The sequence below is a fragment of the Pantoea ananatis LMG 2665 genome (genome assembly GCF_000710035.2).
In the GTDB taxonomy this organism is placed as follows: domain Bacteria; phylum Pseudomonadota; class Gammaproteobacteria; order Enterobacterales; family Enterobacteriaceae; genus Pantoea; species Pantoea ananatis.
In genome coordinates this window covers 91,932-113,296 of the sequence record NZ_JMJJ01000008.1, presented here as the reverse complement: position 1 = coordinate 113,296, position 21,365 = coordinate 91,932, and the positions used below count along the sequence as shown (strand labels likewise).

The window sequence follows — 21,365 nt, the reverse complement described above, 5'->3', positions numbered from 1 at the left end:
CCACCGCTGGCGCATTATCACGTGATCAGGCATGAAGCCGGCACACCGTGGTACCGGCGCTGCAAAACGATGCAGTAACTTATTATGGCCTAAGCACTTTTTTTGTAATTTAACTACATGCCATCCTCATTTTTGTGACGAGCATGGTAAAAAAAGTGACTAAAAATGAAAGAGAGCAACAAAAAAACCTTTGTTGCTCACAAAAAATCAGGTAAAGTTCGAGGCGTAGGGTACAGAGGTAAGATGTTCTATCTTTCAGACCTTTTACTTCACGTAATCGGATTTGGCTGAATTTAGCCGCCCCAGTCATTCTGTGACTGGGGCGTTTTTTATTGGGCTGACGCTAAAAAACGGCAGCCTGTGAGGTTTGTCAGGCTTCAGTGCCCTGATCTTCAACAGCAGGTTCGAGTTCACTAAACCAGCTATTCAGCTTATGGCGCACTTTGTCGACGCCGATTTTTTTCAGCGATGAGAAAACCTCAACCTGCACATCACCCATAAACGCCATTGAGGCTTCTTTCACCATATTGAGCTGGGCTTTACGTGCGCCGGAAGCGAGCTTGTCAGCTTTAGTCAGCAGCAGGAGTACAGGGATCTCGCTCTCAACCGCCCACTGAATCATTTGCTGATCCAGATCTTTAAGCGGGTGGCGGATATCCATCAGTATCACCAGGCCTTTAAGCGCCTGCCTTTTTTGCAGATATTCGCCCAATGCCCGTTGCCATTTGAGTTTCATCTCTTCTGGCACTTCAGCATAGCCGTAACCCGGTAAGTCTACGAGGCGCTTGCCTTCTGCAACTTCAAACAGGTTAATCAGCTGCGTACGACCGGGTGTTTTACTGGTTCGCGCCAGGCCTTTTTGATTGGTGAGCGTATTTAAGGCGCTGGATTTACCCGCGTTTGAACGACCAGCAAACGCAACTTCAATGCCGGTATCAGAGGGCAAATGGCGGATGTCCGGTGCGCTAAGAATGAAGCGGGTGACATGGTAATTCAGTTCAGACAAGGGAATACTCCAGAAACGCATTAGGGCAATGGCGCTGATTATACGCGTTATGGCGCGAAAGTGCTCAATACCATTGGTGAGGCGCCTTTGTAAGATATTTGCCATAAATTTTGCCCGTTATGTCTCTTTTTAGTTAAATAATTAAAAAAATAAACCATTAAAATTCAGTGAATTATACTTAAGTACAGGTTTTTTCGCCTAAAGACTGACATGTGTTACTTGAGCCTTTTACCATATGGTCTACATTATTCAGCAGTGCAGGACGCACTCATCAGGATGATGCGCTCAGGAATGTTGGGATAACGAAGAGCGGCTGGAATGGAAATGGCTATGGATGGGAGCCGGAAAAGGAAAGGGATACGCTCAGGAGTTGAGCAGGCGCAGGATTAACCGGGACGTTGTGAGCCGAAACGGATTTGAAACATGATTCCTTCTGCTGAAGGTATGAAATAAGGCGACAGCTTGAGCTGTCGCCTTTTTTCTTTGTCTGGTTTCTGCTAGATTTCGCCGCAATTCTATACTGAATAAAAAACACCGGGACCGAACATCATGAAGCAACCTGCAAGCGCTGCGAAAGGTAAGCCTGTCGCCAAAGCTAAACGTAAATCGCGTGAAGATATCAATAATGAAGCGCGCGATCGTAAACGCGATAAAAAGCATCGTGGCCATGCGTCAGGCAGCCGTGCTAACCCGCAAACGCAGAGCAACAACGGCAAGCAAAGCGCCGCCGCGAAAGACCCGCGTATTGGCAGCAAGAAGCCAGTGGCATTGATTGCTGACGAAAAGGCCGCACCGGCAAAAGCGAAAAACGTCGCGGCCAAACCGGCGAGGGAGAAAAAAGTGTCTCTCACGCCTGAAGAGGAGCTGGCGCAGCTGGAGAACAGTGAGCGCCTGGATGCGCTGCTCGATCGTCTTGAAAAGGGTGAGACGTTGTCATCAGAAGATCAGGGCTGGCTTGACGTGACGCTGGATCGCATTGATGAACTGATGGAACAGCTTGGTATTGAAATGGACGAAGAGGAAGACCAGGAGGCGGAAGAGGATATGTATCGCCTGCTAAAAGGTAACTAAGCTGTATTGATCGGCATGCGCGCATGCGCATGCCATGCTTAACAGGTAAACGACAATGTTTTGGCCTGGATCAATTTTCGTGTTGTTGATGACATGTTATCTGCTGTGGTTATTGTTTAAACTACGGCGACTGTCGCGTCTGAAGCAGCGTTTACGTCGGGTTTCCGCCCGCTCACCTCTCTTTCCTTCTGGATCGCGACCTTTACGACGGCAACGTAAGCGGAAGGAGTGAGCATGTCAGCAATGCAGATCAAGTGGGACCAGGCGTTAATTGAAAAATATAACTCTGCCGGTCCGCGTTACACGTCTTATCCCACCGCCTTAGCGTTCAACGATAAGTTTACCGATAACGACTTCAGACACGCCATTGAACGTTATCCGCAACGTGCCTTATCGCTGTATATCCACATCCCGTTCTGTCATCGCCTGTGCTACTTCTGTGGCTGCAATAAGATTGTCACGCGTCAGCTGCATAAAGCCGACCGTTATCTGAATGCGCTTGAGCAGGAGATCACTGCCCGCGCACCGCTGTTTAAGGGTCGTCAGGTTAGCCAGCTGCACTGGGGCGGCGGAACGCCCACGTTCCTTAATAAACAGCAAATCAGCCGGCTGGTGGCGCTGTTAAAGCAGCACTTTACCTTTATCGACGACGCAGAGATGTCGATCGAGGTCGATCCACGTGAAATTGAACTGGATATGATCGATCACCTGCGCGCGTGTGGTTTCAATCGCCTGAGCATGGGCGTGCAGGATTTCAATAAAGCCGTGCAGGAGCGGGTGAATCGGGTACAGGATGAAGCGGTCATTTTTGCCTTGATGGCGCGGGCGCGCGAGCAGGGATTTCGTTCAACCAGCATCGATTTGATTTACGGGTTGCCGCTGCAAACGCCTGAAAGCTTCGCTTATACCTTGCAGCGCGTTATCGCATTGGATCCTGATCGCCTCAGCGTCTTTAACTATGCCCATCTCCCCGCGCTGTTCGCCGCACAGCGTAAAATTAAAGAAGATGAGCTGCCCTCAGCACAGCAGAAGCTGGATATCCTCCAGCAGACCATTACCACGCTGACCCAACAGGGCTATCAGTTTATTGGTATGGATCACTTTGCTAAACCGCAGGACGAGCTAGCAGTTGCGCAACGTGAAGGAAAACTGCACCGCAACTTTCAGGGTTATACGACACAGGGCGACAGTGACTTGCTGGGGCTTGGCGTATCTGCGATTAGCATGATCGGCGACAGCTATGCGCAAAACCAGAAAGGGCTTAACGACTGGTACAGTCAGGTTGAAAAACAGGGCCATGGCCTGTGGCGCGGATTACTGCTCAGTGAAGACGACTGCTTACGTCGCGACGTGATTAAAAGGCTGATCTGCAATTTCTCACTTGATTTCAGCACGGTCGAAGCGCAGTGGAATATTCAGTTTGAACGCTATTTTGCGGAAGACATGGCGCTGTTAAAACCGCTGATTAGTGATGGGCTGGTGGAGCAGCATGCAACGGACCTGAGAGTGACGGGAGCCGGACGCTTGCTGATTCGAAATATCTGTATGTGTTTTGATGCGTATCTACGTCACAAGGCGCGGCAGCAGCAGTTTTCACGCGTCATATAAAAAAGCCGGAGCAGCCTGCGCTGTTCCGGCGGTGGATTTCTTATTCCATGCCCAGTTCTTTGAGCTTACGCGTCAGGGTATTTCTCCCCCAACCCAGCAAACGTGCCGCTTCCTGTTTGTGGCCCTGAGTATGACGGAGCGCCGTGGTCAGCAACGTACGCTCCATCTCCGGCTGGGCTTCAGACAGTAGATTTTGATGACCGGAACGCAAGGCGCGGTCAGCCCACTGCGCCAGCAGGGTTGCCCAGTTATCCGGCAACGACTGAGTAGGGCTTTCCGGGGTACTGGATTCAAACAGCTCTGGCGGAAGATCCTGGATCAGCACTTCCTGTCCCGCCGCCATAACGGTTAACCACCGACAGGTATTCTCCAACTGGCGCACGTTACCCGACCAGTGCAGACGTGTCAGCGCGGTTTCGGTTTCCGCGTGCAGAATCTTGGCCTCAACCCCCAGTTCCCGTGCCGCAACCTGGAGGAAATAACGGGCCAGACGCGGGATATCCTCACGGCGCTCACGCAACGGCGGCAGATGCACGCGGATGACGTTCAGACGATGGAATAAATCCTCACGGAACTTGCCTTCCTGCACCCGCAGTTCAAGGTTCTGATGCGTTGCGGCAATAATACGGACGTCAACTTTTACCGGCGCATAGCCGCCGACGCGGTAAAATTGCCCGTCAGCCAGAACGCGCAGCAGTCGTGTCTGAACATCCAGCGGCATATCGCCGATTTCGTCTAAAAACAGCGTGCCGCCATCAGCCTGTTCAAAACGGCCCTGACGGATCTGATTGGCACCGGTAAACGCCCCTTTTTCATGACCAAACAGTTCTGACTCGATCAAATCCTTGGGAATCGCGGCCATATTCAGGGCAATAAACGGCGCTTTGCTGCGAGGGCTGTGGCGATGCAGCGCATGCGCAACCAGTTCTTTACCCGTACCGGATTCCCCGTTGATCAGGACGCTGATCGACGAGCGAGAGAGACGGCCAATAATACGAAACACATCCTGCATGGCGGGCGCTTCGCCGATAATATCGGTGGTCGGGCCGCTGACAGGCTGATTACGTGGCTGCTGCTGTTCCTGATAGTGGCTGATGGCGCGCTCGACCAGCGCAACAGCCTCATCAATATCAAACGGCTTGGGCAGATAATCAAAGGCCCCTTGCTGATAGGCACTGACCGCGGCATCCAGATCGGAGTGCGCCGTCATGATGATGACCGGGAGCATGGGATGGCGCTGTTTAATCTGTTTTAGCAGCGTCAGCCCGTCCATTCCGGGCATACGAATGTCTGACAATAAAACGTCCGGCGTTTTTGTCGCTAATGCGTTCAGCACGTCGTTCGCACTGTCAAAGGTCGCACAGCTCAAACCGGCTCCAGTGAGCGCGCGTTCAAGCACCCAGCGGATGGAGCTATCGTCATCGACGATCCAGACTATCCCTCGTTGCATAGAAACCTCACTGGCGAATAGGCAGGTAAACCGAAAATTCGGTATGACCTGGCCAACTGTTAAACTCAATTTTTCCTGAATGCTGATCAATCAGGCTACGGGCAATAGAAAGACCTAAACCGGTTCCGCCTTCACGTCCGCTTACCATCGGATAAAACAGCGTATCCTGAAGCTGAGCCGGAATGCCGGGACCGTCATCTTCGATATCAATACGGGCGACCAGGCGATACCGCGTACCGTGCAGCGTCAGCTGAAAGGCGGTACGGGTGCGAATGACTATCGTGCCACCGTCCTCGCCCAGCGCCTGCAGCGCATTACGCACCACATTCAGCAGTACCTGTTCGATCTGGTCGGGATCGTGGGGCAACTCCGGCAGGCTGGGATCGTAATCGCGGACCAGAGACACATTTTCTGGCAGCTCCATCGAGACCAGGTTGACCACCCGTTCGGAGACCTGATGAATACTCTGGGTAATGTGCATCCCGGGCTGTTGCGGCCCTAATAAGCGATCCACCAGATTCCGCAGGCGATCGGCCTGTTCAATAATGACTTTGGTATATTCATTCAGCGCGGGATCGGGCAGGGCGCGAGACAGCAGCTGGGCCGCACCGCGCAGTCCGCCTAACGGATTTTTAATCTCATGAGCCAGCCCACGCACCAGATCGCGTGCCGCAACCTGCTGAGCATGCTGGAGTTGTTCCTGGCTCAGGCGACGTTGATTATCCATGGGCGCCATTTCCAGCAAAATCAGGCCATCAGGCAAGCGCTGCGCTGTCAGCGACATAATATGTGCCCGACCATCGACCACCAGGGTAACTTCACTGTCCGTAAAGCCCTGGCCCGCCTCAAGACTCTCGCGCATTACCTCGACATTCAGCGAAAAGTAGCCGGTCAGTTCAGGTAACGGCGTGCCGAATAATTTACGCGAGCTTTGCGCCAGTAATTGCTGTGCCGCGGGGTTGGCGTAGTGAATAACCAAATCGTTATCCACCAACAAAATACTGTTGATTAAGGTATTGAGAATCTGCCCGGCATCGGGCAGTGAGGCAGTTGCCATACAGCGTTCCTCTGCACTGATTTAGTGCATTGTAATCTTTAAGCCGGAATTAAAGCGAATGAACGATGAATTCGCGGAGAAAAAAGCCCATCCGAAGATGGGCTAAAGTTTCCACGGCAACAAAAAAACGTTTCAGACTATCGGTGCCGCCTTTGCAAGATCTGTCTGCGGCACCCATTTGCTTATTCTGAAATTAAACGCTGTAGTACAGTTCGAACTCAACCGGGTGCGGCGTCATTCGCACACGATCGTTTTCGGATTTACGCAGTTCGATATAGGCATCGATCGCGTCATCAGTGAACACGCCGCCACGGGTCAGGAACTCGCGGTCTTCGTTCAGGGCAATCAGCGCTTCTTCCAGTGAACCTGCAACTTTTGGAATTTCAGCTTCTTCTTCCGGTGGCAGGTCATACAGGTTTTTGTCCATCGCATCGCCAGGATGGATCTTGTTGATGATGCCATCAAGACCCGCCATCAGCAGTGCGGTAAACGCCAGGTATGGGTTAGCCGCTGGATCCGGGAAGCGCGCTTCAATACGACGTGCTTTCGGGCTGGCAACAACCGGGATACGGATTGAGGCTGAACGGTTACGCGCTGAATAGGCCAGCATCACCGGCGCTTCATAACCCGGCACCAGACGCTTGTAGGAGTTGGTGGTTGGGTTCGCCAGGGCGTTAATAGCTTTAGCATGCTTGATGATGCCGCCAATGTAGAACAGCGCCATTTCAGACAGGCCGCCGTACTTATCACCAGAGAACAGGTTCTGACCGCCTTTAGACAGCGACATATGGCAGTGCATACCGGAACCATTATCACCAAACATCGGTTTTGGCATAAAGGTCGCCGTTTTGCCGTAGGCATGAGCCACGTTGTGAACGACATATTTGTAGATCTGAATTTCGTCAGCTTTTTTGGTCATGGTATTGAAGCGGGTAGCCACTTCGTTCTGACCTGCTGTTGCAACTTCATGGTGATGGGCTTCAACAACCAGACCCATTTGCTCCATGGTCAGACACATGGCAGAACGGATGTCCTGTGATGAGTCAACCGGTGGAACCGGGAAGTAACCGCCTTTCAGGCCTGGACGGTGGCCTTTGTTGCCGCCTTCGTATTCTTTGCCGGTGTTCCAGGCTGCTTCGATATCGTCGATAGCAACATGAGAACCCGAAGTTGAAGAACCAAAACGAATATCGTCAAACAGGAAGAACTCTGGCTCTGGGCCAAACAGAACGGTATCCGCAATGCCTGAAGAACGCAGGTAATCTTCCGCGCGCTTAGCGATAGAACGTGGATCGCGGTCATAGCCCTGCATGGTGCCTGGCTCAAGAATGTCGCAACGAATGATCAGGGTAGAATCTTCAAAGAAAGGATCCATTACCGCCGTGGTTGCATCCGGCATCAGCACCATGTCTGATTCGTTAATGCCTTTCCAGCCGCCGATGGAAGAGCCATCGAACATCTTGCCTTCTTCGAAGAAGTCAGCGTTAACCTGGTGAGCCGGAATAGTAACGTGCTGTTCTTTACCTTTGGTATCGGTAAAACGCAGGTCAACAAACTTAACTTCATGCTCGTTCATCATCGAGAGAACGTGTTCAGCGGACATACTCAACTCTCCTGGAAATGGTCATTGTCTACATGGCGAGAACCGGGTTACGGAATAGACGACTGTTAACTGTCTTTCCTGAATCTGATCCTGACCAGCTCTGTAACCGTTGTCTTACATCGTTTTCATCTGGATAATACAAAGCGAATTCTGTGCCAACTTTATTTCTTTGCACAAAATCGCGCTGTCATGCACCTTTTTGTCATAAAGGTCATGCACCATGATAGTTGCATTGCACTGTTTGTGTGCGGTTGGGTTGAAAGTGAGCACTTTTTTGGTGCAAAACATCGACACAGTGCAAATTTTGCACGCCTATTAGTGCGATTTTGCGACAATGCAATAAACTTTCAGTGAAAAGTGTGATCGTGTTCAGTCTCCCGCTTAATCCGTGTACAATACCGCGTTATTTCTAATGCCTGAGGCAAAAAAGCTGTGATCGAAAATTTGCGTAACATCGCCATCATCGCGCACGTTGACCATGGAAAGACCACCCTGGTTGATAAACTGCTGCAACAGTCCGGTACTTTCGATGCCCGTACTGAAGCCACCGAGCGCGTGATGGACTCCAATGATTTGGAGAAAGAGCGTGGGATTACCATCCTCGCAAAAAATACCGCCATTAAATGGAACGACTACCGTATCAACATCGTTGATACCCCAGGACACGCCGACTTCGGTGGTGAAGTTGAACGCGTAATGTCTATGGTGGATTCGGTACTGTTGGTTGTAGATGCGATGGATGGCCCTATGCCGCAAACCCGCTTCGTAACCAAAAAAGCGTTCGCGCATGGTTTGAAGCCGATTGTGGTTATCAACAAAGTTGACCGTCCTGGCGCGCGTCCTGATTGGGTTGTTGATCAGGTATTTGACCTGTTCGTTAACCTGGATGCGACTGACGAGCAGCTCGACTTCCCTATCATTTTCGCCTCGGCGCTGAATGGTATTGCCGGTCTTGAGCACACAGACATGGCTGACGATATGACCCCGCTGTATCAGGCTATTGTCGACCATGTATCGCCTCCACAGGTTGAAGCGGATGCCCCGCTGCAGATGCAAATCTCTCAGCTGGACTACAACAACTACCTGGGCGTTATCGGTATCGGCCGCATCAAGCGCGGTAAAGTGAAGCCTAACCAGCAAGTCACTATCATTGATAGCGAAGGTAAAACCCGTAACGGTAAAGTCGGTAAAGTGCTGACTCACCTGGGCCTGGAGCGTATTGACAGCGACCTGGCAGAAGCAGGCGATATCATTGCGATTACCGGTCTGGGCGAGCTGAACATTTCTGACACCATTTGTGATCCGCAGAACGTGCAGGCGCTGCCAGCACTGAGCGTGGATGAGCCAACGGTTACCATGTTCTTTAACGTCAACACCTCTCCGTTCTGCGGTAAAGAAGGTAAGTACGTGACGTCTCGTCAGATCCTTGAGCGTCTGAACAAAGAACTGGTTCACAACGTAGCACTGCGTGTTGAAGAAACCGAAGATGCTGACGCGTTCCGCGTATCGGGCCGTGGTGAGCTGCACCTGTCTGTTCTGATCGAGAACATGCGTCGTGAAGGTTTCGAACTGGCGGTATCCCGTCCGAAAGTTATCTTCCGCGAATTCGAAGGCCGTAAGCAAGAGCCTTTCGAGAACGTGACGCTGGATATCGAAGAAACGCATCAGGGTTCAGTCATGCAAGCCATGGGCGAGCGTAAAGGCGACCTGAAAAACATGGATCCAGATGGCAAGGGCCGCGTACGTCTTGACTACGTGATCCCAAGCCGTGGCCTGATCGGTTTCCGTAACGAATTTATGACCATGACCTCAGGTACCGGTCTGCTGTACTCCACCTTCAGTCACTACGATGATATTCGTGCGGGCGAAGTGGGCCAGCGTCAGAACGGCGTGCTGATCTCTAACGGTCAGGGTAAAGCGGTTGCGTTCGCCCTGTTCGGTCTGCAGGATCGCGGCAAGCTGTTCCTGGGTCACGGTGCAGAAGTTTATGAAGGCCAGATCATCGGTATTCACAGTCGTTCTAACGACCTGACTGTAAACTGCCTGACCGGTAAGAAGCTGACTAACATGCGTGCTTCCGGTACTGACGAAGCGACGACGCTGGTTCCACCTATCAAAATGACACTTGAGCAGGCTATCGAGTTCATTGATGATGACGAACTGGTCGAAGTGACCCCTCAGTCAGTGCGTATCCGTAAACGTCACCTGACTGAAAACGACCGTAAGCGTGCTTCACGCGGCGGTAAAGACGCATAACTGCGCTGTAGGAAGCCCCGTTTAAACGGGGCTTTTTTTTTCCTGCGCGATTGCTACCCAGAGTTAAATCTACCCTAAACCAGCCCGTAACTTCTTCTCTCCGCCCTTTCAACGTTGTGTCGTCGTGCCTTAATTTACTGTTTCTGTTTTTCTCGTCCAGGCTGCCTGTTCAGGCTGCGCTTTTACCGCTAGAGTGAATGATCCAGGGAACCCGAGGAGGCACCATGCTGTATATCTTTGATTTGGGCAATGTGATTATCGATATCGACTTTAACCGCGTACTGGGCGTCTGGAGTGACCTCAGCCGCGTGCCGCTGGCCTCGCTTCAAAGCCACTTCCATATGGATGACGCATTTGAACAGCATGAGCGCGGCGAAATCAGTGATGAGGCCTTTGCAGAAGCCCTGTGTGAGAAGCTGGATATCGCGCTGAGCTATGAACAGTTCGCGGCAGGCTGGCAGGCGGTTTTTGTGGGTGTCCGGCCGGAGACGCTGGCCGTAATGCACCAGCTAAGACAGGCGGGACATCGGGTGGTGATTCTCTCCAACACCAACACCCTGCACTGTACCTTCTGGCCAACGCAATATCCTGACGTACAGCAGGCGGCTGACAAGTTCTACCTGTCACAGGAGCTGGGCATGCGTAAACCTGAAGCGAGAATCTATCAGCATGTGTTAGATGCTGAAGGGGTGAGCGCCGATCAGGCCGTGTTCTTCGATGACAATGCCGCGAATATTGAGGGCGCGCGGGCGCTGGGAATTAACAGCGTGCTGGTAACCGACAGCACAACCGTGCCGGACTGGTTTGCAGGTCAGCATTAAGCCATGAAGTTACGTCATTTTCGCCCCGGGCTTCATGCGTTCTGGTTGTGGCTTAAGCTGCTGTGGAAGCGCATTGATAATGATGCCATGACGACGCAGGCAGGCAACCTGGCCTTTGTCTCGTTACTGGCGCTGGTGCCGTTGATTGCCGTGGTCTTTGCGCTGTTTGCTGCGTTTCCTGTGTTCTCTGATATTAGCGTACAGCTTAAGAACTTTATTTTTACCAACTTCATGCCCGCTGCGGGTAACACGCTGCAACGTTACCTTGAGCAGTTTGTGGCAAACGTGCACCGGATGACGGCCGTGGGCGCGGTGGGGTTGATCGTAACGGCGCTGTTGCTCATGCATTCCGTGGATTCGGCGCTGAATGCGATCTGGCGCAGCGACAAAAAGCGGCCGCTGGTCTATTCCTTTGCGGTTTACTGGATGATATTAACGCTCGGGCCCTTGCTGGCGGGTGCCAGTTTAGCCATCAGCTCTTATCTGCTGTCGCTGAAATGGATCAACGTGACGGGCGTAACCAGCCTGGTCGATCAGATGCTGCGTTTCTTTCCGCTGCTCTTATCGTGGCTGTCGTTTTGGCTGTTATACAGTATTGTCCCGACACAGCGGGTTCCTTCGCGCGATGCGTTGACGGGGGCGCTGGTCGCCGGACTGTTGTTTGAGCTGGGGAAAAAGGGCTTTGCGCTCTATGTTACGATGTTCCCGTCTTACCAGCTGATTTATGGTGTGCTGGCGGTGATCCCCATTTTATTCCTGTGGGTTTACTGGACCTGGTGTATCGTACTTCTCGGTGCGGAAATTACCGTGACCTTAGATGACTACCGCCAGTTCAAACGGCAGGAAAGAGAAAAAGAACGAGAGGACGGATGATTGCTTTAATTCAACGCGTTCAGCGTGCCAGCGTCAGTATTGATAACGCTGTTGTGGGTGAAATCGGACAGGGATTGTTAATACTGTTGGGCGTTGAAAAAGGTGATGATGACAAGCGCGCCGAGCGGCTGGCGGAGCGCGTGCTGGGCTATCGTATTTTTAGTGACGACCAGGGCAAGATGAACCTGAACGTCAAACAGGCGGGCGGCAGTGTGCTGGTGGTGTCTCAGTTTACGCTGGCTGCCGATACGCAAAAGGGCATGCGCCCCTCATTTTCCGGCGGGGCTGAGCCACAAGAAGCAGAACGGCTGTATGACTATTTCAGCGCGTGTTGCCGTCGCCATGACGTGATGACCGCGAATGGCCGTTTCGCCGCGGATATGCAGGTCGCGCTGGTCAACGACGGGCCAGTGACATTCTGGTTACAGGTATGACGCCGCATACCGCGCGGCTAAACCTCCGCCATCCCGCATCAGACCGAGAGAAACATTTTATGTATCATCTTCGTGTGCCACAAACGGCGGAAGAGCTGGATGTCTATTATCAGTTCCGCTGGGAAATGTTACGAAAGCCGCTGCATCAACCCCAGGGTTCTGAACGTGATGCCTGGGATGCGTTAGCGCATCATCAAATGGTGGTGGATGAGCAGGGTAAACCCGTTGCGGTGGGGCGACTTTACATCAATGCGGATAATGAGGCGGCGATCCGTTTTTTAGCCGTACACCCAACCGTTCAGGGGAAAGGCCTGGGCACGCTGGTGGCGATGACGCTGGAATCGGTTGCGCGTCAGGAAGGCGTCAAACGTGTGACGTGCAGTGCGCGTGAGGATGCGGTGGCGTTCTTTGCCAAGCTCGGATATGTCAATCAGGGCGAAATTACCGCTCCACAGACCACACCGGTGCGCCACTTTCTAATGATTAAGCCGGTTGTTACGCTGGATGATATCTTACACCGCGCGGACTGGTGCGGGCAGCTACAGCAGGCCTGGTACGAGCACATCCCCCTGAGTGAAAAAATGGGCGTGCGGATTCTGCAATATACCGGGCAAAAATTTATTACCACCATGCCGGAAACAGGTAATCAAAACCCGCATCATACCTTGTTTGCCGGAAGCCTGTTTTCGCTGGCCACGCTTACCGGCTGGGGGCTGATCTGGCTGCTGCTGCGTGAGCGCCATCTCGGTGGCACCATTATTCTGGCCGATGCGCATATTCGCTATAGCCGTCCGATCACCGGCAGGCCGGGTGCTATTGCCGACCTTGGCTCACTGAGTGGCGATCTCGATCGCCTGGCACGGGGTCGCAAAGCCCGTGTTCAACTGGACGTGCAGCTATTCGGTGATGATGAGTGTGGTGCGGTATTTGAAGCCGTGTACATCGTGTTGCCTGTGGATCCGGACGGACCGCTCGAAGAGGGCGGCTCAGGGGCGCGCATCAATTAAACGACAGGGCCGCGATTGCGGCCCTGTGTGTTTTTACCTGACCTGACCTGCCTGCATGGTCTGCTGCAGTTGCTGGCTGTCTGTATTCACCGACAGCGTGGCGTTAACTGACGGTGCCAGCGGCTGATCGGCCTTCAGGGAGGCATTCAGGCGCAGCTGGAAATTGCTGTCGCCTTCCAGAGGAAGGGCGGGCCAGCCCCAGTTTTGCAAGACATTGACGGGCACGCCGCGACCAGTCAGGTTAAGGCTAACCGGGCGGTCGGTTTGCTGACCCACGGTTGCCGTGCCTTCCAGTAAACCCTTAGCGCTAAACGCGCTGAGTTCCGTCACCCTGATCTGCCGATCGTCAGCCTCCAGCGCAATGGACGGATGGCGTAAATCCGTACGGTTAAAAGTCGATTCCGCTGCATTCAGGCTCAGTTTCCCTGACCAGATCCCCCATTGATGCTGGCGGGCCAACTGCAGATTCTCACCATTGCCATCCAGTGAGGTAAGCTGGAAAGGAAACGCAGGATTGATGTCGATAATCAAATTGCGGTTTGAGGTGAAACGGGTCACGGTAATCCCATCCAGCCAGTCAGGAAGGGGATCCTGCCATAACGCCCGCCAATTCTGTGGCAGCGTATATTCCAGGCCCGCGACGGCCAGGTTATTCAGTGTTAAGCGTCTGTCGTTACGTGACCAGTTACCGTCAGCCCGGATCACGCCGTTGGCCCAGCGTGAGCTGAACTGGGTCAGGGCAATCCCCTGTGGCGAGAAGTCCATATTGATAATGGGATCGTTGAGCTCGAATTTGCCATTGATAAAGTTGCCTGCGTTCATCGCCAGTGAGCCATCCTGACTCTGCCAGTCCCGGCCTTTCCAACTGATATTTTTCAATGTCAGATCGAGATCGGTTACCGCCCAGTCAGGGCCCTGCAGCCGGGCATCGGTAATATCGACGCGGTTCAGCGTAACTGAGGGCACCTCTTCAAACGGCTTCAGGAAATCGACAAGCGAGCTGGCGGTTTGCAAACGGATATCGTTCAGGCGGAGCTGATTGATCTTCCAGTTTCCCTGCGCATCGCGCTCTCCGTTACCGGTCATCGAGCCCCGGGCTAAATCCGCGCCGATGTTGCTAAACGTCATACGGCCCTGGGACACGTTGCCCTGAATCAGCACGTTTTCACCTGCCACGCTATTGAGCGTCATCTTGCCTGCACTCATCTGGAACTGTGCATCTCTACCCAGCACATCGTCGGGCAAGGGTTTCCACGGCAGAATGCCGCCATTCACCTGCAGTGCGGAAAGCGGTAAAACGGAAGCGGGACTGTCGATGCGCATGTTGTTCAGTTGCAGGCGATCGGCCTGCACGGGTAAGGCGCTATTCCTGGCCAGATTGGTCAGGTTAACCTCACCGTCACGGAGCTCTATGCTGGCAAAATGGAAGGGATCGCTGAACTGCATCAGGGCGATGCCAAGATCGACGCGTTTGGCGACCAGCACGGCCGGTTGTCCGTCATGGCCAAAACTGAAGTCATCCAGAATAATGTGTGTAGGTGATGAAAAGTTATGTTCGATTTTGCTCAGCGACAGATGCCATTCCGTTTTGTCGCTCACCCAACGGCTAAACCAGCCCGCGCCCCACTGTGTTTGCAGCAGTACATACAGCACCACTAACGCAAACAGTAGTAGTAACAATAAGGTAAGGAAAAACTTTCCTATAAATTTCATCGTATCCTTCCCGGGTTCAGTCCGCTGAAAGGTTGTTATGCCTGAATTATCGTTATAGCTCAACCGCCTGGATGTAAATCAGCATAAATAGCAGGCAGGCCGCAGCCTGCCTTAAAACGACTTTTCCGGTGGAAAGACGAGATTAAGCACAATCGCTGTGATGCCCCCTGCGGCAATGCCGGAAGACAGTAAGGTTTTCAACCAGTCCGGTGCAAACTGCAAAATCAGCGGTTGCTGTGACACGCCAAGTCCTGCGGCCAGTGAGAGGGCGATAATCATGATTGCACGCCGGTTGAGCGGCTCTCTGGAGACAATACGTACGCCGGATGCGGCGATGGTACCAAACATCACGATAGTTGCGCCGCCCAGAACCGGCTCAGGAATATGCTGCACCAGTCCACTCACCGCCGGAAACAGACCCAGCAGGATAAGCATCAGCGCTACAACAAAACCAACATAGCGGCTGGCAACGCCGGTCAGCTGGATAACGCCGTTATTCTGCCCAAAACAGGAGTTAGGAAAGGTATTAAACAGGGCAGAGACAAAGGAGTTCAGGCCGTTAGCGAGCACGCCGCCTTTCAGGCGCTTCATATAGATGGGGCCGCTCACCGGTTGTTCCGATACATCTGAGGTTGCGGTGATATCACCAATCGTTTCCAGTGAGGTCACCATAAACACCAGCATGAGCGGGATGAGCAGATTCCAGTCAAAACCCAGACCGTAATAAAGCGGAGTCGGCAACGCAACGATCGGCTGATCGGCCGGTGTGCTGATGGATGGCAGCATATTCATCGCCCAGGCCAGCAGGTAGCCCACCGCCATTGCAATCACCAGGGAGGCAACGCGGAGATAAGGATTTTTTTGACGGTTCAGAAGGATAATCACGACCAGAACGACGCCGGCCAGCAGCAGGTTTTTCGGTGCGCCGAAACTGTGATCGTTCATGGCGGCAAAGCCGCCGCCGACGGAGGTGAGGCCAACCTGAATAAGCGATAACCCAATGATCATTACGACAATACCGGACACCAGGGGCGTGATGATACGGCGAGCCAGGTGCAGCACCCGTGAGAGTACCATTTCCGTGCAGGATGCGACCATCAGCGTTCCAAACAGCGCCGCCATCATCGTGGGCACATCTGCGCCGCCGTTCTTCAGCGCCATCCCACCCATAATCAGCGGTGTGACAAAGTTAAAGCTGGTGCCCTGAATAGACAGCAAACCTGAGCCAACCGGCCCCCACGTTTTAATTTGCAGCACTGAGGCTACGCCAGAGGCAAACAGGGACATGCTGATGATGTGCTGTGTGTCCTGCGCCGGTAAACCCAATGCCTGGCAGATGAGCAGCGCGGGCGTAATCACCGCAACGAACATGGCCAGCAAATGCTGACCGGCTGCAAACAGGGTTTGCGCAAGCGGCGGGCGATCTTCCAGGCGGTAGATCAGTTCACTTTTACTGACGGATGAGGAGGCTGGCTGCTGATTGGTCGACATTGTAACGGTTCCCAAAAAAAGTGAGGCGATTGTAATCTGCAACGGCTCAAAAGCAAACGTTTGCTAACGGTGGCAAAAAAAGTGTCAGGCGTTGCTGTAGCGGCCGGTTTCCGGCAGCCAGCGCTCGATTAGGGCCTGTGCCTGTTCAGGATAGTGCTGGTGGATATGCCGTGCGACGCGTTGAACTTCAGGAATCATGGCCTGATCGCGCAGGAGATCGGCAACCTTAAACTCAGCATTACCGGTCTGGCGCGTTCCCAACAGTTCACCCGGCCCCCGAATCTCCAGATCGTGTTGGGCAATCACAAAGCCGTCGTTGCTGTCGCGTAGCACCTGCAAACGCTTCTGCGCCGTTTTGCTCAGCGGCGCTTTGTACAGCAGCACACAGTGAGAGGCAACCGCACCCCGTCCCACGCGTCCGCGTAGCTGGTGCAGCTGAGCCAGCCCAAGCCGTTCCGGGTTTTCAATAATCATCAGGCTGGCGTTTGGCACGTCCACGCCGACTTCAATTACGGTAGTAGCGATTAACAGCTGGATCTCGTTCGCTTTGAAAGCCTGCATGACTGCCAGCTTTTCCGCCGGTTTCATACGACCATGCACCAGTCCCACCCGCAAATCAGGCAGCGCCACGTTGAGTTCTTCCCATGTGGCTTCTGCCGCCTGGGCTTCCAGCAGGTCCGATTCTTCAATCAACGTACAGACCCAGTAAGCCTGACGGCCCTCGTGACAGGCCTTTTGTACGCGCTCAATAATCTCACTGCGACGGCTGTCCGGAATGGCAACGGTCGTGACCGGCGTCCTGCCTGGCGGCAATTCGTCAATGGTTGATGTATCCAGATCGGCATAGGCGGTCATGGCCAGCGTGCGCGGAATGGGAGTGGCGGTCATGATCAGCTGATGGGGATGAAAGCCCTGCTCCTCCCCCTTTTCCCATAGCGCGAGCCGTTGATGAACACCAAACCGGTGTTGCTCATCAATAATCACCAGCGCCAGCCCGTTGAACTTCACCTGCTCCTGAAACAGTGCATGTGTGCCAACGACCATGGCGACACTACCGCTCGCGATGGCATCCTGCTGCGCCTGACGCGCTTTGCCTTTTTGTTTACCTGCCAGCCAGCCGACTTCCAGACCCAGTGGCGCGAGCCATTGACGAAAATTGATTGCATGCTGTTCGGCCAGCAACTCTGTCGGTGCCATCATCGCCACCTGTTTGCCGTGAGCAATAACGTTCAGGGCGGCGAGGGCGGCAACTAACGTTTTTCCTGAGCCGACGTCTCCCTGGACCAATCGCAACATGGGGAAGTCATTGGCCAGGTCTTTCTCAATCTCGGCGACCACGCGTTTTTGGGCAGAAGTGGGTGAAAAAGGCAGAGCGGCCAGTAACTGGTCACTCAATGTATGCCGGGCAGGCATGGGCAGAGCATAATGGCGCTGTGCGCCAGCCCGAACCGCCAACATACTCAGGTTATGCGCCAGCAGTTCTTCCAGAATCAGCCTGCGCTGCGCAGGATGGTGCCCGCTTTCAAGTTCGCTGAGTTTCACATCTGGCGGTGGCCGATGCAGCGTATGTAAGGCCTCGGGCAGGCTGATCAGTCCGCCGCTTAACGCCTGCGGCAACAGTTCCGTAATCGGGCAGTTTTCCAGCAAAGTTAACGCCTGGTCGGTAAGGTTGCGCATCGTCGCCTGACGAATGCCATCAGTTGTGGGATAAACGGGCGTCAGGGTTTCTTCCAGCGTCACAGTGCTGTGCTCGCCCTGTACACGGTATTCCGGATGAATGATTTCTGCACCGCGCTGGCCACGTTTTATTTCACCATAGGCGGTGACACGTCTGCCCGGCGCGAGGCTGTTTTTCATCCCGGCATTAAAGTTGAAGAAGCGCATGCTCAGCACGCCGCTGCCGTCACTGATTTGGCACACCATCATGCGCCGGCGGCCAAAAGTAATCTCGGTATGCAGGACATCGCCTTCAACAGTTGCCCAAATGCCCGGTAACAGGTCATTAATGGCATAAAGTTGGGTACGATCTTCATAACGCAGGGGAAGGTGAAGCAGTAAATCCTGAATGGTATGCAGGCCAATTTTAGCCAGCTTTGCCGCCTGACTGGCGCCGACGCCGGTCAGGGTACTGAGCGGGATGGCATCCAGCAGACGGCCTTTCATTTCTTACTTCTGCCTGTAGATTGCATCGTTGCCCACCAGGTTTCATCGGCTTCTATCTCGCCCTGAGCATTGATATAAGGATACGGCATGCGCTTGTGCTTTGCCACGCGGGCCAGAACGGGATAGCCGCCCTCAAACAGCAGGCGCTGTTGCTCTTCCGGGGCTAAAAGGCTGGCCTGACGTTGATACATACCGGCATTTTGACGCTGGCGCTGCGCTTCATAAAGAATCAGGGCAGATGCAACGGAAACGTTGAGTGACTGAACCATACCGACCATCGGAATAATGATATGACGATCGGCCAACGCCAGAGCTTCATCAGTAATACCGGTTTTTTCCTGCCCCATCAAAATGCAGGTGGGTTTGGTGTAATCAATCTCACGAAAATCCACGGCGTCAGCAGAGAGGTTGGTCGCCAGTATCTGCATGTTTTGCGTTTTAAGATGGCTAATGGCGTCGTTGATTGAGCGATGCGTTACCACGTTCACCCAACTGTTACTGCCGGCTGATGCCGACGCCTGAGTGCGCATGCGCTGGCTGGGCCATACGGCATGGACCTCATGAATCCCCACCGCGTCGGCGGTACGAATGACAGCGGAAACGTTATGAGGCTTATGCACCTGCTCCATGCAGACGGTAAGGTCGTGCTGGCGCAGGGCCAGCATTTCCTGGATACGAGCAAAGCGTTGAGGATTCATGCACTAGTTACGGTTGCGGTGAACTTTGATCACATCCGGCATCACACGAATCTTACGCATGATATTCGCCAGGTGGACGCGATCGCGTGCGGTCAGACGGATAAAGGCACTGTAAACGCGGCCATCGCGCTCTTCGGTATTCAGACTCTGAATATTGGATCCGGCGGTATTAATGGCTGCCGTGAGATTAGCCAGTGCACCCTGGTGGTTAAACATATCCACCTTGATCTCAGCCACAAACTCCTGTTCGGTGACTTTATCCCACTCTACCGGCATGAATTTTTCTGGCTCTTTTTGGTAGCCGCGAATATTTCGACAGGATTCATGGTGAACAACCAGGCCTTTACCGGGGCTGACGTGAGCGACAATGGGATCGCCAGGAATAGGGCGACAGCATTTCGCAAAGGTAATCAGCACACCGTCTGCACCTTTGATGGGCAGCTTGCCTTGTTTTTTGTTATTGCTGAGCGTGCTGGTGTCGGTCTGGAGCAGGTTCTTGGCCACGACCACGCTCATTGCATTACCCAGACCGATTTCCGCTAACAGATCGTCCAGTGACGTCAGTTTCATGCGATCAAGCTCATGCTTGATGTTTTCAGCCGGTACTTCCGCCAGTTTACGACTGCCGCCCATTGCATGGCTGAGCAGGCGACGTCCCAGGTTTACCGAGTCTTCGCGCTTGAGGTTTTTCAGTAGCTGACGGATCTTAGCGCGAGCTTTGGAACTGACCACGAAGTTGAGCCAGGCGGCGTTAGGACGCGCGCCGGGCGCGGTGATGATCTCGATAGTTTGGCCGCTGGTGAGCGTCTGAGACAGCGGATAAGGCTGACGATCAACGCGCGCGCCTACACAAGCATGACCAATATCGGTATGTACCGCGTAGGCGAAATCGACCGGCGTGGAGCCTGTCGGCAGTTCGACGATACGGCCTTCTGGCGTAAAGACGTAGATCTCATCCGGGAAGAGATCGGATTTCACGCTTTCGATGAATTCAAATGAACTGCCGGCGCTCTGTTGCAGTTCAAGCAGGCTTTGCAGCCAACGCTGAGCGCGGATTTGCGCCGTGGTACCGCTTTCGCCTGCCTGCTTATAGGCCCAGTGCGCGGCAACCCCCATTTCAGCCATCTGATCCATATCTTCGGTACGGATTTGCACCTCAACCGGTACGCCATGTGGCCCGATCATCGAGGTATGCAAAGATTGATAGCCGTTAGCTTTGGGGATTGCAATATAGTCTTTTACCCGGCCCGGACGCGGCTTGTACAAGCTGTGCATCTGACCCAGCACGCGATAACAGGTATCTAAATCTTTGACGATAACGCGAAAGGCATAGATATCCATGATCGAGTGAAAACGCTGCTCTTTGAGCGTCATTTTGCGGTAGATAGAGTAAAGGTGCTTTTCGCGCCCACTTACCCGGCAGGGGATACCGGCTTCCTGCAGGCGGCCATCGATTTCAGAGAGGATTTTTTGAATCATCTCTTTACGGTTGCCGCGGGCCGCTTTCACGACCTCTTTAATCACCCGAAAACGATTGGGATAGAGCGCTTCAAAACCGAGCTCTTCCAGTTCTGTTTTTAGGTGATGAATACCCAGGCGGTGCGCCAGTGGACTGTATATTTCCAGCGTTTCGAGCGCGATGCGACGACGTTTATCGGGACGTAACGACCCGAGCGTTCGCATGTTGTGGGTACGGTCAGCCAGCTTGATGAGAATGACACGGATATCCTGCACCATTGCCATAATCATCTTGCGGAAGTTCTCTGCCTGCGCCTCTTTCTTGTCACGGAATTTCAGCTTATCCAGCTTTGAAACGCCTTCAACCAGTTCGGCAACGCTCTTGCCAAACAGCTGTTCCATATCCTGATAGGTGGCTGGCGTGTCTTCAATAACATCGTGCAAAAGCGCGGCCATGAGCGTTTCATGGTCGAGCTTCATTTCTGCCAGAATACAGGCTACTGCAACAGGATGGGTGATGTAAGGCTCGCCGCTGGAGCGTGTCTGTCCCTCGTGGGCATCACGTGACACAAGATAAGCTTGCTTGAGGCGCTTAATCTGGTCCTCAGGCAAGTATTGTTCAATCAGTTGATTGAGACTTTCAAACAGATACAAGG

Annotated in this window: 17 protein-coding genes; 8 read left to right on the top strand and 9 right to left on the bottom strand. The window is 53.4% G+C overall.

Annotated elements, in window-relative coordinates:
* The first annotated feature begins 243 nt into the window (after positions 1-243).
* A complete protein-coding gene (spfP, locus tag EL29_RS23515) occupies positions 244-291 on the top strand; it encodes a small protein SpfP (protein ID WP_071892919.1) in 48 nt (15 codons plus the stop codon).
* Between the two features lie 79 nt (positions 292-370).
* Here spfP and yihA read toward each other — a convergent pair whose 3' ends face one another.
* Positions 371-1,006 carry a ribosome biogenesis GTP-binding protein YihA/YsxC gene (gene yihA / locus EL29_RS17950; RefSeq protein ID WP_033766259.1) on the bottom strand — a complete coding sequence of 212 codons (636 nt, stop codon included), beginning with the start codon at positions 1,004-1,006 and terminating at the stop codon, positions 371-373.
* A 549-nt stretch (positions 1,007-1,555) separates the two neighbouring features.
* Between yihA and yihI the strand changes: the two genes are divergently transcribed.
* Together yihI and hemN are read left to right on the top strand one after the other, a co-directional pair.
* Complete coding sequence (yihI, locus tag EL29_RS17945) at positions 1,556-2,077, top strand: Der GTPase-activating protein YihI (RefSeq protein ID WP_014604730.1); 522 nt, start codon at positions 1,556-1,558, stop codon at positions 2,075-2,077.
* Positions 2,078-2,311: 234 nt separating this feature from the next.
* Complete coding sequence (hemN, locus tag EL29_RS17940) at positions 2,312-3,685, top strand: oxygen-independent coproporphyrinogen III oxidase (protein WP_019105380.1); 1,374 nt, start codon at positions 2,312-2,314, stop codon at positions 3,683-3,685.
* Positions 3,686-3,725: 40 nt separating this feature from the next.
* On the opposite strand, the gene glnG is transcribed toward hemN, so the two are convergent.
* The 3 genes from glnG to glnA all read right to left on the bottom strand — a co-directional run bounded on the left by glnG (position 3,726) and on the right by glnA (position 7,795).
* Positions 3,726-5,135, bottom strand: a complete 1,410-nt coding sequence (gene glnG / locus EL29_RS17935) for a nitrogen regulation protein NR(I) (RefSeq protein ID WP_014332989.1) — start codon at positions 5,133-5,135, stop codon at positions 3,726-3,728.
* A 7-nt stretch (positions 5,136-5,142) separates the two neighbouring features.
* Positions 5,143-6,192: a nitrogen regulation protein NR(II) gene (glnL, locus tag EL29_RS17930; protein WP_024471403.1), complete on the bottom strand. Its 1,050-nt coding sequence runs from the start codon at positions 6,190-6,192 to the stop codon at positions 5,143-5,145.
* A 193-nt stretch (positions 6,193-6,385) separates the two neighbouring features.
* Complete coding sequence (gene glnA / locus EL29_RS17925) at positions 6,386-7,795, bottom strand: glutamate--ammonia ligase (RefSeq protein WP_014332991.1); 1,410 nt, start codon at positions 7,793-7,795, stop codon at positions 6,386-6,388.
* Between the two features lie 432 nt (positions 7,796-8,227).
* On the opposite strand from glnA, the gene typA reads away from it, so the two are divergent.
* The 5 genes from typA (at position 8,228) to fabY (ending at position 13,186) form a co-directional block, all read left to right on the top strand.
* Positions 8,228-10,051 carry a ribosome-dependent GTPase TypA gene (gene typA, locus EL29_RS17920; protein ID WP_014332992.1) on the top strand — a complete coding sequence of 608 codons (1,824 nt, stop codon included), beginning with the start codon at positions 8,228-8,230 and terminating at the stop codon, positions 10,049-10,051.
* Between the two features lie 224 nt (positions 10,052-10,275).
* On the top strand, positions 10,276-10,872 hold the full coding sequence (yihX, locus tag EL29_RS17915) for a glucose-1-phosphatase (RefSeq protein ID WP_028715920.1): 597 nt from the start codon (positions 10,276-10,278) through the stop codon (positions 10,870-10,872).
* Positions 10,873-10,875: 3 nt separating this feature from the next.
* A complete protein-coding gene (locus tag EL29_RS17910) occupies positions 10,876-11,745 on the top strand; it encodes a virulence factor BrkB family protein (protein ID WP_013027778.1) in 870 nt (289 codons plus the stop codon).
* Positions 11,742-12,179: a D-aminoacyl-tRNA deacylase gene (gene dtd / locus EL29_RS17905; protein ID WP_013027777.1), complete on the top strand. Its 438-nt coding sequence runs from the start codon at positions 11,742-11,744 to the stop codon at positions 12,177-12,179. Before EL29_RS17910 ends, dtd begins: the two co-directional genes overlap by 4 nt.
* Positions 12,180-12,238: 59 nt before the next feature.
* Positions 12,239-13,186, top strand: coding sequence for a fatty acid biosynthesis protein FabY (fabY, locus tag EL29_RS17900; RefSeq protein ID WP_026020958.1), 948 nt, complete (start codon positions 12,239-12,241; stop codon positions 13,184-13,186).
* Positions 13,187-13,219: 33 nt separating this feature from the next.
* Here the strand turns inward: fabY and EL29_RS17895 are convergent, their stop codons facing one another.
* The 5 genes from EL29_RS17895 to spoT form a co-directional block, all read right to left on the bottom strand.
* On the bottom strand, positions 13,220-14,899 hold the full coding sequence (locus EL29_RS17895) for an AsmA family protein (RefSeq protein ID WP_028715919.1): 1,680 nt from the start codon (positions 14,897-14,899) through the stop codon (positions 13,220-13,222).
* A 111-nt stretch (positions 14,900-15,010) separates the two neighbouring features.
* A complete protein-coding gene (locus EL29_RS17890; RefSeq protein WP_014332996.1) occupies positions 15,011-16,390 on the bottom strand; it encodes a nucleobase:cation symporter-2 family protein in 1,380 nt (459 codons plus the stop codon).
* A gap of 84 nt (positions 16,391-16,474) precedes the next feature.
* Positions 16,475-18,553, bottom strand: coding sequence for an ATP-dependent DNA helicase RecG (recG, locus tag EL29_RS17885; RefSeq protein WP_028715918.1), 2,079 nt, complete (start codon positions 18,551-18,553; stop codon positions 16,475-16,477).
* On the bottom strand, positions 18,550-19,251 hold the full coding sequence (gene trmH / locus EL29_RS17880; RefSeq protein ID WP_014332997.1) for a tRNA (guanosine(18)-2'-O)-methyltransferase TrmH: 702 nt from the start codon (positions 19,249-19,251) through the stop codon (positions 18,550-18,552). Before trmH ends, recG begins: the two co-directional genes overlap by 4 nt.
* Positions 19,252-19,254: 3 nt before the next feature.
* Entirely contained in the window at positions 19,255-21,363 is a 2,109-nt protein-coding gene (gene spoT, locus EL29_RS17875) for a bifunctional GTP diphosphokinase/guanosine-3',5'-bis pyrophosphate 3'-pyrophosphohydrolase (protein ID WP_013027771.1), read from the bottom strand.
* Between the last annotated feature and the right edge of the window lie 2 nt (positions 21,364-21,365).